Origin of the sequence: Paraburkholderia graminis, from assembly GCF_003330785.1 — a bacterium.
In the GTDB taxonomy this organism is placed as follows: Bacteria; Pseudomonadota; Gammaproteobacteria; order Burkholderiales; family Burkholderiaceae; genus Paraburkholderia; species Paraburkholderia graminis.
Map to the genome: position 1 here is coordinate 2499020 of NZ_CP024934.1, position 13609 is coordinate 2512628.

12 protein-coding genes are annotated in these 13609 nt (G+C 64.3%); 3 read left to right on the forward strand and 9 right to left on the reverse strand.

Annotated elements, in window-relative coordinates; genetic code table 11:
- Genes CUJ91_RS11050 through CUJ91_RS11085 form a run of 8 tightly spaced genes read right to left on the reverse strand, consistent with a single transcriptional unit; the run spans window position 1 to window position 7212 of the window.
- A complete protein-coding gene (locus CUJ91_RS11050) occupies window positions 1-1569 on the reverse strand; it encodes a class I adenylate-forming enzyme family protein (protein WP_107706610.1) in 1569 nt (522 codons plus the stop codon).
- Window positions 1566-2339 (reverse strand): VOC family protein, encoded by a 774-nt coding sequence (locus CUJ91_RS11055; protein WP_107706609.1) that lies wholly within the window; start codon window positions 2337-2339, stop codon window positions 1566-1568. Before CUJ91_RS11055 ends, CUJ91_RS11050 begins: the two co-directional genes overlap by 4 nt.
- Window positions 2339-2809: a PaaI family thioesterase gene (locus CUJ91_RS11060; RefSeq protein WP_107706608.1), complete on the reverse strand. Its 471-nt coding sequence runs from the start codon at window positions 2807-2809 to the stop codon at window positions 2339-2341. Before CUJ91_RS11060 ends, CUJ91_RS11055 begins: the two co-directional genes overlap by 1 nt.
- Before the next feature lie 27 nt (window positions 2810-2836).
- Window positions 2837-3841 (reverse strand): zinc-binding dehydrogenase, encoded by a 1005-nt coding sequence (locus CUJ91_RS11065; protein ID WP_181324813.1) that lies wholly within the window; start codon window positions 3839-3841, stop codon window positions 2837-2839.
- 53 nt (window positions 3842-3894) lie between these two features.
- Window positions 3895-4905 carry an ABC transporter substrate-binding protein gene (locus CUJ91_RS11070; protein ID WP_107706607.1) on the reverse strand — a complete coding sequence of 337 codons (1011 nt, stop codon included), beginning with the start codon at window positions 4903-4905 and terminating at the stop codon, window positions 3895-3897.
- 19 nt (window positions 4906-4924) lie between these two features.
- A complete protein-coding gene (locus tag CUJ91_RS11075) occupies window positions 4925-5710 on the reverse strand; it encodes an ABC transporter permease (protein ID WP_107706606.1) in 786 nt (261 codons plus the stop codon).
- Between the two features lie 3 nt (window positions 5711-5713).
- The gene (locus CUJ91_RS11080; protein WP_107706605.1) at window positions 5714-6457 is read right to left on the reverse strand and encodes an ABC transporter ATP-binding protein; all 744 of its coding nucleotides are present in this window, start codon (window positions 6455-6457) and stop codon (window positions 5714-5716) included.
- Entirely contained in the window at window positions 6454-7212 is a 759-nt protein-coding gene (locus CUJ91_RS11085; RefSeq protein ID WP_107706604.1) for a GntR family transcriptional regulator, read from the reverse strand. Before CUJ91_RS11085 ends, CUJ91_RS11080 begins: the two co-directional genes overlap by 4 nt.
- Window positions 7213-7677: 465 nt before the next feature.
- Between CUJ91_RS11085 and CUJ91_RS11090 the strand changes: the two genes are divergently transcribed.
- Complete coding sequence (locus tag CUJ91_RS11090; protein WP_107706603.1) at window positions 7678-8961, forward strand: oligogalacturonate lyase family protein; 1284 nt, start codon at window positions 7678-7680, stop codon at window positions 8959-8961.
- A 149-nt stretch (window positions 8962-9110) separates the two neighbouring features.
- On the opposite strand, the gene CUJ91_RS11095 is transcribed toward CUJ91_RS11090, so the two are convergent.
- Window positions 9111-11663: a TonB-dependent receptor gene (locus CUJ91_RS11095; protein WP_153067627.1), complete on the reverse strand. Its 2553-nt coding sequence runs from the start codon at window positions 11661-11663 to the stop codon at window positions 9111-9113.
- A 396-nt stretch (window positions 11664-12059) separates the two neighbouring features.
- Between CUJ91_RS11095 and CUJ91_RS11105 the strand changes: the two genes are divergently transcribed.
- On the forward strand, window positions 12060-12617 hold the full coding sequence (locus tag CUJ91_RS11105) for a sigma-70 family RNA polymerase sigma factor (RefSeq protein WP_244230934.1): 558 nt from the start codon (window positions 12060-12062) through the stop codon (window positions 12615-12617).
- Window positions 12614-13564, forward strand: a complete 951-nt coding sequence (locus tag CUJ91_RS11110) for a FecR family protein (protein WP_114156216.1) — start codon at window positions 12614-12616, stop codon at window positions 13562-13564. Before CUJ91_RS11105 ends, CUJ91_RS11110 begins: the two co-directional genes overlap by 4 nt.
- The last annotated feature ends 45 nt before the right edge of the window (window positions 13565-13609 follow it).

Genomic DNA, 13609 nt, shown 5'->3' on the forward strand with positions numbered 1-13609 from the left:
TTATGGACTCCTGCTGACGGATGGATCGGCGGCAACACGTTGCGCCGCGACGCGTTTGAGCGTGGTCCGATCGACCTTGTTGGTCGACGCGAGCGGAATCGTGTCGACCAGCCACACGTGACGCGGATGTTGATACGCAGGCGCGTGCTCGAGCGCAAAGCGCTTGACGTCTTCAGCGGCAAGCGACGCACCCGGTTTCAGCACGACGAACGCGACGGGTTTGGTCCCTTTGATGTCGTCGGCGACAGGCACGACGCAAGCTTGCTGGATCGACGGATGACGTTCGAGCACGGCCTCGACTTCGCCGGGAAAAATGTTCTCGCCGCCCGACACGAACATATCGTCGCGCCGGCCGACGAAAGTGTAGAAGCCGTCGGCGTCGCGTTGAAACACGTCACCGGTTCGGTAGAAGCCGTCCGGCGTGAACGGCCGCGCGAGTTCCGGGCGGTTGTGATAGCCGTTCATCAGGCCGGGGCTGCGGATCTGCAACTCGCCCTCCTCGCCGACCGGCACACCCTGTTCGTCGGCGAGCCGCAGATCGACCAGCGGATGCGCAAAGCCCACCGCGCGCGGCGGCGTCGGCAAACCGCCCGGATGCGGGCCGAACACCACCGGACCGCCTTCGGTCGTCCCATAGGCATTGATGACGCTCGCGTTGGGCAGCAACGCATGGATCTGTTCCAGCAACGCGTCGCTGACCGGCGCCGAGCCCATCCGCACATAGCGCACCGACGACAGATCGGTCTGCGCGAGCAACCCGCGCTCCTGCAGCATCATCGCGATCATCGGCGGTACGGACGTGAGCCACGTGCAGCGCCACGCATCGATCGCCTGGATGTATCGACGCGCGTTGAACTGCGGCAACAACACGGTGCTCGCGCGCGCGGCCAGCGCCAGAAACGCGAGCGCCAGCGCATTCATGTGGAACAGCGGCGCGGCGATCAGCAGGCGCTCGTCGTGCAGCGATTGCGCGGCGAGCCGCGTCTGCACGACCCACAGCTGGCTTCGATGCGACAACACCACGCCCTTCGGACGACCGGTCGAACCCGACGTATACAGAATCAGTGCGGCTTCGTCCGTTGCTGGGACGTGGGCGTCGAACGGCGTATGTGGCTCTGTGTTGCGGTAGCCGGTGAATGCGGAGAACGTGACGGCGTCGTCGGGCAACGGTGTCTGCTGCGGGTAGTCGAATACCACGCGTGGCAGTCCGGGCGGCACGTCCGCCGCGCGCGGCGGATCGCAGAACACGACGCGCGCGCCGCTATCGGCGATCACGTCCGCGATCAGGGCGCGGGGAAACTTGAAATTCACCGGTACGGCGACCAGCCCCGCCCGCATGACGCCGAGCACGGTCGCGATGTATTGCGCGGAATTCGCGGCCAGCACCGCAATGCGCTCGCCGCGCGAAACCGTCGCACTGAGACCGCGCGCGACGGCGTCGGCCATCGCATCGAGTTCGCCGAAGCTGTAGCGAAGCGCCGGCTGCCCTTCCTCCAGGTCGATCAGCGCGAGCGCGTGCGGGTCCTGATCGCGATCGATCAACGCGCCGAGATTGAGCGGAAAAGTCATCGAACGAATTCCAGCAGCGTATCGAAGCGCGGCAGCGCCACCAGCGTGCGGTCTGGTTGCGTCACCGTCGGCAAGCCGGCCGCGGTTGCCCGCTCGCCGATCTCGCGCCATTGCGGCGTGCGAACCGTGATCGCCGCATAGCGCGGCGTGCGCTCGACCACATGCTCCGCGAGCGGAGCGAAGTGCGCGTCGAATTCGCCACGGGTGTGGAACGCCAATTCGAAGCCCGGTGCGAGCGCGCCCAACCGCGCATACGCGTCCGCCGGCGCACCGATCAGATGCAGGCGCTCGAGCGCATACGCGCCGTTCGGATGCGCGCGCCATTCGTCGCGAAACACCAGCTCGGGTGTCAGATGCTGGCAGAAGTACACGCGGCCGCCGGGCAACTGATCCGGCGCGAGCCGAACCGTCGTGAAGCGCGCGTCGCCGAGCGGCGGCACCGGGCGCGAGAAAGTCTGCGGCGGCGTGGCTTCGAGACCGGCATCGCGCAACGCGGCGAAGGTCGCGTCGGGGTCGTCGATACGAAACACCAGACCGTCCGCGCCCAGTGCGCTCGACGCGATTTCCTCGCGAATCGTCTTGCCGTCCGCCGGCAGGCCGATCAGTTCCAGGTAGTGGTCGTCGGGGTCGCCGAACACGATCGCGTGATTCAGCGAGCCGAGCGTGTGATAGCCGCGCGGCGCCAGCGTGAAACCGAGCTGCTCGAACAAACCCTGAGCCGCGTCGGTATCGAAGCGCGTGTTGATGACGAGATGATCGAGCTTCAGCATCAGCTTTTCGCGGACTGCGGCGTCGCGCTCGCCGTGCTTGCCGCGGTTGCCGCGGTTGCCGCGGTTGAATACACGCCGCGGCCGCTCGCGACGAGCTTGCCGTCGAGGTCGTACACATGGGCCTCGGCCGTCGACACCTGCGAGCCGAATTTGATGACCTTGCCCTTCACGCGCAAGTCGCCTGGCAGCGCCGCGCGGTGATAGTCGACGCGCAGATCGATCGTCGGCACGCCGCGGCCGGTCGTCGACACCAGCGCCCAGTCCGCCGCGAGGTCGACGAGCGCAGCAAGAATACCGCCGTGCGTGTAGCGCTTGTCCGGATTCACGACCCACTCTTCGCGCCAGGTCGCGCTCAGTTCAATCTCGCCATCGGCTACCGCGATCACCTTCAGGCCCAGCCATTCATGAAAAGGCGCGCGACGCAGTCGCGCCTCGATCTCGTGCGGCGCCGGCAATGTCGTTTCGTTCATGTTGCTTCCTTCTGATTCGGACAGTGTTCAGGGATTGACTACGACCTTGCCCAGCACTTCGCGGTCGCGAATCAGGCGCAGGCCTTCGGCGGCTTCTTCGAGCGGCAGCACGCGATCGATCCGCGGCTTGAGTTCGCCCCTGGCGATCTGGCCGAGCAACGCGCGCAGGTTGTCGTCGTAGAAGCTGTTCGAGCCGAGCACCTTCAGCTCGAAGCTCCAGATGTAGCGCAAATCCTCGGCGGGCGCGTGGCCCGCGGTTGCTCCGCACACCAGCAGCGTGCCGCCGCGTTTCAGGCATTTCAGCGACGGCACCCACGTGTCGCCGCCGGTGAAATTCACCACCACGTCGACACCGCCTTCATTGCTGCGGCGCTGCGGCTTGCCGTACTGGCCGATCGCCCACTTCGAGAAATCGGTAGTCTTGTAGTTGACGACATGGTCCGCACCCAGCGCCTTGAGTTGCGCGGTTTTCTCGTCGCTGCCGGCGCACGCGATCACTTCCGCGCCGAGTTGCTTCGCGAGCAGCAGCGATGCCGTGCCCACGCCGCCGCTCGCGCCGAGAATCAGCACACGGTCGCCGGCCTTGACCGTGTTGTGCGTGATCAGCATCCGGTGCGCGGTGCCGTAAGCGACCGGCAACGCGCATGCGTCGTCGAAGCTGACTGCGTCGGGCAACGCGATCAGTTGTTCGGCCGACACCGCGCAGTACTGCGCCATCCCGCCGTCGAGCATTTCGCCCATCAGTCCTTTTTCGCGGTTCAGCGGATTCACGAGCACGCGATCGCCGGCCTTCCAGCCGTCCACGCCCGCGCCCACCTGGACGATCTCGCCGGCCATATCGAGGCCGATCACGACCGGCAGCGGCACCTTGATGCCCGGCATGCCCTTGACGGTGAACACGTCGTGATAGTTGAACGAGGAGGCCCGCACGCGAATCACGACGCCGCCGGCCGCCGCGCCCGGCACGGCCTTATCGGTGACGACGCGCAGTTGGTCGAGATCGCCGTGCTCGTTCAGCACGAGCGCTTTCATCGTCGAAGGGATGGGTGATGCCATGATCTGCTCCAATGGGTTCTACTGAATAGTTATTGAATCGATTTCGATGCGATGTACGGGCCGGTGACGAACAGATCGTCGGGCAACTCGCCCTTGATCACACCGCCGTCGACGAAAATCCGATGCTCGCGTTTCAGCGTGTCGAGATCGATCGGCTCGAAGGTCACGCGATTGATGTCCGACCAGCGCGCGGCGTAGGCTTGCGCGTCGTTGGCCGGCAGATTGGCGCTCTTTTGCAGGATCGCCGCCACTTCGCTCTTGTGCGTAGCGCCCCACTGCAAGGCGCTGCGCAAGCCCGCGATCAGTTTCGCAACGTCTTGCGGATGCTTGTCCAGATAGTCGGCGCGGATCGCGCTCACGCCGATATACGGCGTCGCGTCGGACTTCGTCAGCTTCTTCCACTGATCGCCGAAGCTGCCGAGCCGGCGCACTTTCAGCTCCTGCAGTTGCGCGATCGTTACCGAGCGCAGCGCGGCCGCGTCCACCTGCTTCTGCACGAGGAATTGCGCGAGGCGGCTTTCGTTGCCCGGCACGAGCGAGAAGTCGCCGCTTCTGATGCCGTCGTTGCCTTGCAGCACCGCGGTCGCGATGGCCGCGACCGAACTGCCCGCTGGCGACATCCCGACCTTCTTGCCGCGTAGCTCCGCGAGCGTCCTGATCGGCGAATCGTCCGGCACGACGAAATCGACGTCGGCGGGTTGCGTGGCCAGCACGATCTTCAGCGGCACGCCTTCGGCCGCCGTGCTGAAGACCGCCGCGGCCGGCGCGGCGAACGCGAAGTCGATCGCATTCGCGGCGAGCGCGCGGTTCGGCGCGTTCACGTCGGCAAAGCGCACGAACTGGACGTCGAGGCCGCGTTGCTGGAGGAATTTCTGCGCTTCGAGCACCGCGCCGAAGCCGAGGCTCACGCCGCTCGTCCAGTAGCCGACGCGGATTGGCTCCGCCTGCGCGGTCTGTGCAGTCTGCGCGAGCCCGAGTACGGCGCCCACTGCGAGCGCCGCGGACAATACCGCGTGTTTCAGCAAAGGAATACGCTTCATGGTCTATGCCCCGTTATGGTTAAGCTGTTTTTTTCCAGCGGAAGAGCCGCCGTTCGAGCGGTTTGAGCACCCCGGATTCGAGTGCGAGCATCAGCGCGACGAGCGTCACGGTCCACGCGAACACCTGGTCGGTCTGCACGAGGTCCGCCGCCTGACGCAAGCGGTAGCCGATGCCGTTCGACGAGCCGATCGTCTCCGCGACCAGCGACACGCGCCAGCCGAAGCCGAACGCGAGCCGCGCGCCGGCGAAGAAATGCGGCAGGATCGTCGGCAGAAAAATCTTGCGCATGATCTGCGAGGAGGTCATCCGGAAACTGCGCGCCAGTTCGACATGCTGACGATCCACCGTCAGCGCGCCTTGCCAGACGTTGGTCAGGATCAGCGGCATCGCGGTCATGAACACGACGAAGATCGTCGTCGCGTTGGAGATGCCGAACCAGATAATCGCAAACACCGCCCAGATCGCCGACGAAACCGTATTCACGATCGACAGCAACGGCTCGAAAAAACGCGCCGCGCGCGGACTCGAACCCAGCACGATGCCAAGCGGCGCACCGACGATCGCGGCCAGCACAAACCCCGCGAGCACCCGGTACAGCGTGATGCCGAGATCGTCGAAGAAGGTCTCGCTATGTACCAGCGCGATGAACGCGGCCCCGACTTTCGCGGGGCCAGGCAGCACGAATTGCGGCATACGCACCGATGCCAGCCACCAGGCGGCGACGAGCAGCGCAACCAGCACGGCGCGCTGGGCAACGAGTCCGGCAAATGAACGGGACGACAAACCAGACGGCGCAGTGGACATGGCTCAGATCAGCAGACGGAGTTGGCGGATCGCCTCGGCGACGGCGGGATCGGTGACGACGCGCGGCCGCGGCAGATCCACGCCGACGATGTCGCGCACACGGCCCGGCCGCGGCGCGAGTACGACCACGCGGTCCGCCAGCACGACCGCCTCTTCCACGTCATGCGTGACGAACAGCACGGTCATCCGGTGCAGTTCGCGGATACGCAGCAATTCGTGGTGCATCTGCTCGCGCGTCTGCGGATCGAGTTTCGAAAAGGGTTCGTCCATCAGCAGGATGCGCGGCTCGGTGACCAGACTGCGGGCCAGCGCGACGCGGCTGCGCATGCCGCCGGACAGTTGATGCGGATGCGCGTCGCCGAACGCGCCGAGGCCCACCAGTTCGAGTGCGGCAGCGGCGCGCGCGTGGCGTTCGCGCGTCGGCACCGGCGGCTGTTGCGCCTCGAGACCGAACGCCGCGTTCGCATGCGCCGTGCGCCACGGCAGCAGCCGGTCCTCCTGAAACATGTAAGCGAGCGCGTGGCGCTCCCGCGTACCTTCCGCTAGCCGGCCTTCAATCCACAGTTCACCCGCGTCCGGCTCGACGAGACCGGCGACGATGTTCAGCAGCGTGCTCTTGCCGCAACCGGAGGTGCCGAGCAAGGCAACGGTCTCGCCTTGCGCGACGTCGAACGCGATCTGCTGCAACACCGGCAGCGCGCCGTAATGCTTGCTCACGCCGCGCAACGAAATGGCCTGCGAACTCATCGGCGCAACTCCGCCACGCTTAAGACCGGCAGGGAGGCGCCCGCGCTCGAGAGGCTCGCGTAGACTTTCTCCATCGTCATCGCCTGGAAGGTCTCGATATGCCGGCGCGCAATCGTTTCGGCGCGACGGCCGTCGCCGGCCTCGAACGCGTCGATCATCGCGTTATGGTCGTGCTTGATCTCGGGCTTGGTGCCCTGCACGCCGAAGCCGAGCGCGACGAGCCGGGACATTTCGTCCATCAGACCCGCTAGCGCGCGGTGCAGCCGCTCGTTGCCGCTCGCGGCCGCGATGGCGAGGTGGAAGTCGCGATTGGCGTCGAGGAATACATCGATCTGGTCGGAGAGCGCGCGCTCCGGGTACGGCACCCGGCAGGCGGCTTCAAGACGGCGCAGCAGCGCGATGTCGACATGCCCGCATGCGAGCCGCGCCGCCAGCGGTTCAAGTTGCACCCGCAGCGCGAACACCTCTTCGACGTCGCGCAGCGTGACCGGCGCGAGCCGATAGCCCTGACGCGGAATCGAGCGGACGAACCCCTCCTGCACCAGACGCACCAGCGCAATGCGGCAACTGTTCTTGCCGATCGCATAGGTTTCCATCAACTGGCTCTCGCTGACGGTCGAGCCCGGCATGAAGCGGCACGACAGGATATCGCGGCGGATTCGCGCGTAAGCATCGTCGCCGCGCGAGACTGCCGCACGGCTGTCGGCTTCGGTGGGATCTGCTTGTGGGTCTTCGTGGATTATCGACGACGGCATTGGTGAGCTGCTCACGACAGTTGCTTGAAACACTCAAGCGGGTATCGTAGGCGGTCTTTGCCGAATCGCTAACGAACAAAATGCGCTATCGATCTCATGCATTTTGCTAGCGTGGGCCGCCCAGCAGCGAACTCGTGCCTTCGGACGATCAGGTCGCCAGGCGGTCGAATGTGAGCCGCACGCCGATGCGCGACGCGTTGGGAGAGTTCGAGCGTGAGGCGGTAACGTGGTGCCGCGCGTCGAGTGGATGCGGGATGAGCAAATCGCCCTGAGCGTGCACCGTCCCCCTGCACAACGACCGTACACGATGCGCGGGAGATCCGCTGTAACGTCTAACGGGCGACCCGCAATACCTTCGCGATGGCCACCGGATCGTGTTACTGACGCTTTGGGCTTGCCATTGCACATCAAGGTCGTCTGCCTCGCGCCAGCCGCGAGGTTTATTCGACCCTCCGGTAACCCATCATGACCATCTCGTCGCGCCTACGCCGATTCATTCCAGGCCTCGCCCTGCTCACTTTCTCTACGATCGCCGCGGCAGGCGAACAACCAGTGCCGCGTAGCTGGATTGATCCCGATACCGGCCACCGCGTCATTCGACTGACCGACGAGCCCGGATCGGCCAGCCTCTACTTCAACATCAACGCTTTTACGCCGGATGGCAAGCAGATGGTCTATACCACTGCCGATCACGGTATCGGCGTAATCGACCTCGCGACCTTCGCGTCCCGGCCCCTCGTCAAGGGGCCGGTGGGCGGCGGCCCCGGCGCGGTGGTCGTTGGACGCAAGACACCTACGGTCTATTACTTCAAGGGCTCGTCCGACGACCCCCGATATGCGTCGCTCTGGGCGGCTGATATCGACACCGGCAAGCAGCGCAAGATCGCTGAGTTGCCATCCCGCGCCGGCATCTTCTCGATCAATGCCGACGAAAGCCTGGGTGTGGGCAGTTACATCGTCGGAGATGGCGAAGATTTCAATGGCCGTCAGGCCGGCCAGGCCACGCCTGCGAACTGGATCGCCGAGCCATTGAACAAGGAGCAGAAAATGGCCCGGCGTCTGGCCGCACGGCTGCCGATGATCGTGTTCACCGTTGATCTGAAAACCGGCCGCATCAAGCCCATCTTCGCGAGCACGGACTGGATCGATCATCTGCAGTTCTCGCCGACCGATCCAACGCTGCTGATGTATGCCCATCAGGGTGCATGGCAACAGGTCGAAAAGCTGTGGACGATTCGCACCGATGGGTCCGGCAACCGGCACATCGATCCACGCATCATGCAGATGGAGGGCAGCGGCCACCAGTGGTGGGACAACAACGGGAACATCTGGTACGACCTGCACTTTCCCGAGAACGTGGATGCCTTCGTGGCCAGCTACAACGTCGGGAACGGCAAGCGGATCTGGTATCACTACGACCAGCAGCAGTCGTCGATCCATTTCACCCGGTCTGCCGACGGCGCACTGTTTGCGGGTGACGGCAGCACGGCGCCGGGCGCACAATGGATTTATCTGTTCCGCCCGGAACTGATCAAGGACGACCACAGCCTCGGGGAAAACCTGATCCAGCCGGGACGTCTGAGAGCTGAGCGGCTGCTCAACATGTCCAGGCATAACTACCGGCTGGAACCGAACGTGCGCTTCACCCCCGACGGCAAGTATCTGATCTTCCGCTCGAACATGCTCGGACCCGTCTACGTCTTCGCTGTGGAGGTCGCCCGCGCAGTCTCCTCGTCTGGGGCCGAGTAAGTCTCACAGACTCAGCTTTTGCAATGCGGCCCGGGCACCCTCGCGGCATCGGAGTGGCGGCCCGGCTGCCAGGCTCGAGCCACCATGATGGTCAACGGCTCGCTGCGTGACCCACCCGCATGAGTCGGTCATACCGGCGCAGTGTGGCCTCAGAACTGGTACGTGAGCGTGCCGCCGATCGTACGCGGTTCGCCGATCCAGCCGATCACAGAACCATAATCGCTCTCGACCAGACGACGGTAATAGGTCTTGTTGAACAGGTTATTCACCCATACCGAGGCGGTCCAACTGCCGCGATTGAACTTGCCTCCGGTGCCCGCCGAGAGCGCTACGAGCCCGTAGCCCGGAATGCGTGTGAACGCCGAATCGTCGACGGTGCCGAACGCCCACGTGCGATATGAATAGCGGGCGCTGACGAATGACGTCAAGCCACTGAGCGTATGCCACGTATAGCGCGCCGTCGCATTGAAAGTCAGCTTGGGTGCGTTGAACACCTGATGCCCGGTCAGGTCACAGACAGCCGAGGAGCCCCCTGGTCCAAGCGTGACTTCCGGCGGGCAGATCGCCGGGTGATAGTTGAGATAGCGCGCGTCGTTATAAACGGCCGACGTTTGCAGCAGCAAGTGATCATCGGGCGTGTATTGCAGCGAGAACTCAGCGCCTCGCGAGCGGAACGTACCCGCGTTCGTCAGATATGTCGATTGCGTCGACGGGTCATACCCTTGCGTCTGGAAGTCGTTCACGTACGTGAGAAACACGTCAGCCTTCGCGTTCAATGTGCCATCGAACAGCGTGCCCTTGATGCCCAGCTCCGCGCTTTTCGTGCGCTCTGGCCGGATCACGAGTGAGTCCAGGCCTTCCTTCGCGGCCGCGCCCGATGAAACGTTGAGACCGCCCGCCTTCTCGCCGTACGACAGTGCAAGATAGCTGGAGACGTCGCGTGAGATGAGGTACTTGAAGTTCAGCGTCGCCGACGGCAGCGTATTGTATTGAGTCATGTAGCCCGAATCGAACGCGTTTTTGTTGTACCGCACGAACTGGCCGCCCTTCTTGTCATACGTGAGACGCACGCCCGAGGTGATATCGAGGCGAGGCGTCGCGTGAAACGTACCTTGCACGAAACCCGACCACATTTCGTCGTGCAACGTGCCATCGCGAATGACGGTGAGACCTTTATAGATAGTGGAATCGTAGTAGATGTTGGGCAGCGCGCTGTGACCGTAGCGCGTAAAGGCCTGGGTCGACTGGTTCTCACCCATATAGGTCGCGCCGAGCGCGAAATCGAAATACTTGCCGCGCGGCGAATCGAGGCGGAAATCCTGTAACCAGGAGCGGTCGAGAAACTGCGTGCCGCTGTCTGCGTAGATCGGGACGCTCAGGCTGTCGGCGGTGGAAGGAACGTAGCTGAAGTAGCGGTACGAACTTACCGAGCGCAGGTTGTAGCCGTTGTCAAAGCGGTAGTTCGCTTCGGCGGAGGCGCCGCCCTGCACGAGATGGAAGCTGTTTTCGTCGTCCAGTGCGACGGTGTGACCGCTGCCGCCGTACACCACCTCGTTGCCAACCCGCTGCGAATGGGTCAGAAAACTGTTGACGCCGTTGACGGAGTTCGACGAGTACGTCACTGGCGTCGGCGTTCCGTTTTCGTTGTCGTAGTCGGCGCTCAGGCGCACGCTGAACCGGCTGTTGGGCTTGATCAACAACTGGCCCCGCAGCGCGTTGCTCGAGTTTCCGTTGAGCGTGTGCCCGTTGATCACATTTGTGACGTCACCATCCGTGCTGGCGTGCGCGTAGTCAATGCGGCCCGCCACCGTATCCGAAATCGGGCCGGATAACATCGTGTGATTCATTACGGTGCCGCGCTCGGCGATCGACAGACTCTCCGAGCCGGTCAGTTTGAACCTGGGCAGCGGCGTGTGGACGTCGACCACGCCGCCGGTGGAGTTCGCGCCGAACAACGTACCTTGAGCGCCGCTCAGCACGTCGACGTAATCGACATCTGCGAGCGCGCCGGCAAGCATGCCGGGCCGCGGCAGATAGACATTGTCGAGATAAACCGCCACGCTGCTCGGCATGCCGATGTTTTGCTCGCCGCTCATCTGCCCTCCGCCGTCGCCGATTCCTCGAATGGTGATTTGCGTATCGGACGGATCGGTGGTCTGCACGTTCAGTCCCGGCACGATCTGTTGCAGGTCCGCCAGCGACGTGATGCGCTGCTGCTGCAGCTCCGTGCCCGTCACCCGGTAACTGGAAGTAGGCGCGCGCTGCGGGTCCTCCTTTCTCGCTTGGCGAGTTGCACTCACCGTCACGGTGCCGAGCTCCGTCGTCTTCCCGGCGGTGCCTGCTGACTGGGTCACCGGCCGTTTTGGCCGGTCAGCTTTTGGGCCGCTTCCCTCCGTTGTCGACACGGCAGCCTGCACGCGGCGCACAGTCAGCGCGCGGTTGTCGATTGCCGCGACTTCGAGTCCCGTTCCCTTAAGCGCCTGAGCGATCGCGCCCTGCGCGCTCAGCTGGCCGTCCACCGGCGCAGCAACCAGATTCTCGACGATATGCGGATCGTAGCTGAGCGGCACACCGCTCTGCGCGGCGATGGACAGCAACGTACGGTTGAGCGGCTGCGCCGAAAGATGGAAGGAGTGCGTCGCAGTGCTCTGTGCGAGTGCAACGCCACTGGAGAAAACGAGCGCGGTTGCAAGAGTGCACAACGTTGTGCCGCTTCTGATGGTCGCTCGCGGTGACGCGCCGCATCGCGCGTTTTTGCCTGGTCGTTTCACGGTATCCCTGTCGTTGTACAGTTGCTTTTCAAGTTGATCGACTCGTGGAGCCGCGGCGCCTATGGCCAGTGGCCGGCGCGCGTCTGTCACATGGCGACGGTGGACATGTGCAGCCAGGGTGCGAAAGCGTCAGCGAGCGACGCGTGGACTTGCTGCATTTCACGCGTTTCAGAGCAATCGATTCGTGGAATACGCAGCACAACGAACCTGATAACGATTCGAGAAACGGTGCTTTGGGCGACGCGACGCGCAACTTAGAATTGCCGCTCCCGCATTTGCTCACCTTGCTCAAGACGCGTTGTGCGCAGCGCGTCAAGCCTGAACGTTATGGCGATCCCATCTCAAAGCTTGCGCGCCGATCGCACCGGCAACGCTGATACGCTGATCAGTCCGGCGCTCATGCGCGAACGTTTTCTCAGCGACGAATTCCGCCGCAGCTATGGCTGGCTCACCAGTTGCATGCATCGACTGGTCGGCTCCAGCAGCGACGCCGAAGACCTCGCCGCAAGTGCTTTCACCGAACTTGCAGGGTATCCGGACGTCAGTGCGATTCGTCAGCCTCGCGCGCTGCTGACAACGATCGCGCGACGCCTGACGTTCGAGCACTGGCGGCGCCGCGACATTGAACGCGCTTACCTTGCGCGGCTCGCTCTCGCACCGGAGCCAGTGGCACCGGCACCCGAAGTCGCGCTTGAAGCGGTGCAGGACATCCTGCTGATCGACGCCGCCCTGCAACGCCTGTCCGCTCGCGCTCGCGAGGCGTTCATCCTCAGCCAGTACGAGGACATGAAATATGCGGACATCGCGGCGAGACTCGGTGTCTCGGTCAGCATGGTGCGCAAGTACGTTGCACAGGCACTGGCGCTGTGTTGCGAGGTGTCATGAGCGCGCTTGCCGGGGCCAAGGTGCAAACGGCCGAGCGCACCGCAATCGAATGGGAGGTCCGGCTGCGCGAAGCAGAGCTGAGTCCGCACGAACAGGCCGCCTTCGACACATGGCGCAGCGACGAAGCCAACGCCCGCGCGTGGCAAGCGTTGCAGGCGCGCCTCGCGCGGATGCGCCCTGCGGTGCCGGCTGAACGCGCAGCTGTCGCCGACGCGTTGCGCGTGCCATCCGGGAAACGTCGCAGGCTGCTGCGTGCCGGGTTCGGCGGCATGGTCGCCGTACTCGGCTTCGCCACGGTGCGCGACGGTGTGCACCGGCTCGGGCTCGATGCCGACTGGCGCAGCCCGATCGGTCAGCGTCGCACCGTGCGTCTCACCGACGGCTCGCGCATGACGATGGATGCGGGCAGCCGCGTGTACCGCATAGCCGCGCCGAGCGACCGCGCGCTGCGCGTGTCCGCAGGCCAGGTGCTGGTTGAAATGCCCTCGTCGCGGGCCGGTGCGCCCGGGCGCTTCGAGACCGTACACGGCGTGGTCGAAGCAGACGGCGGTGCGCTTAACGTCGGGCGCATACATCGGCATAGTGTCGTGTCCGTTGGCCGGGGCGAAGCGCGCATTTCCCAGCCTGGCCGCACGCCCGTCTACGTCGCGGCGGGCGAAAGCGTCGCGTTCACCGAAGCAGGATTAACGAGGTTTGCGCAGCCTTTCGATCTCGTGAGCGCGTGGACACGTGGCATCTTTGTCGCCGACAACCTGCCGTTGCCCGCGCTTGTCGATGTCTTCAATCGCTATGACTCCGGTGTGATCCGTGTGACTGGAGGGGCAAACCAGTTGCGCGTGAGCGGCGTCTTTCTTCTTGGCGATATTCCGCGAGCGCTCACTCAGGTCGCGGACAGCGCCCCCGTCGAGCTGACGCGAATCGGCGACTATGTCAGCGTTTTCAGCTAATTTTTGTTACGGGCACTGACGCTTCTTGAGTCCCGTTGCACATGT

Bases quoted from the DNA above. Each gene is read 5' to 3' on its own strand.
- CUJ91_RS11050 (WP_107706610.1), bottom strand. From the start codon at position 1,569: ATGACTTTTCCGCTCAATCTCGGCGCGTTGATCGATCGCGATCAGGAC.
- CUJ91_RS11055 (WP_107706609.1), bottom strand. From the start codon at position 2,339: ATGCTGAAGCTCGATCATCTCGTCATCAACACGCGCTTCGATACCGAC.
- CUJ91_RS11060 (WP_107706608.1), bottom strand. From the start codon at position 2,809: ATGAACGAAACGACATTGCCGGCGCCGCACGAGATCGAGGCGCGACTG.
- CUJ91_RS11065 (WP_181324813.1), bottom strand. From the start codon at position 3,841: ATGAAAGCGCTCGTGCTGAACGAGCACGGCGATCTCGACCAACTGCGC.
- CUJ91_RS11070 (WP_107706607.1), bottom strand. From the start codon at position 4,905: ATGAAGCGTATTCCTTTGCTGAAACACGCGGTATTGTCCGCGGCGCTC.
- CUJ91_RS11075 (WP_107706606.1), bottom strand. From the start codon at position 5,710: ATGTCCACTGCGCCGTCTGGTTTGTCGTCCCGTTCATTTGCCGGACTC.
- CUJ91_RS11080 (WP_107706605.1), bottom strand. From the start codon at position 6,457: ATGAGTTCGCAGGCCATTTCGTTGCGCGGCGTGAGCAAGCATTACGGC.
- CUJ91_RS11085 (WP_107706604.1), bottom strand. From the start codon at position 7,212: ATGCCGTCGTCGATAATCCACGAAGACCCACAAGCAGATCCCACCGAA.
- CUJ91_RS11090 (WP_107706603.1), top strand. From the start codon at position 7,678: ATGACCATCTCGTCGCGCCTACGCCGATTCATTCCAGGCCTCGCCCTG.
- CUJ91_RS11105 (WP_244230934.1), top strand. From the start codon at position 12,060: ATGGCGATCCCATCTCAAAGCTTGCGCGCCGATCGCACCGGCAACGCT.
- CUJ91_RS11110 (WP_114156216.1), top strand. From the start codon at position 12,614: ATGAGCGCGCTTGCCGGGGCCAAGGTGCAAACGGCCGAGCGCACCGCA.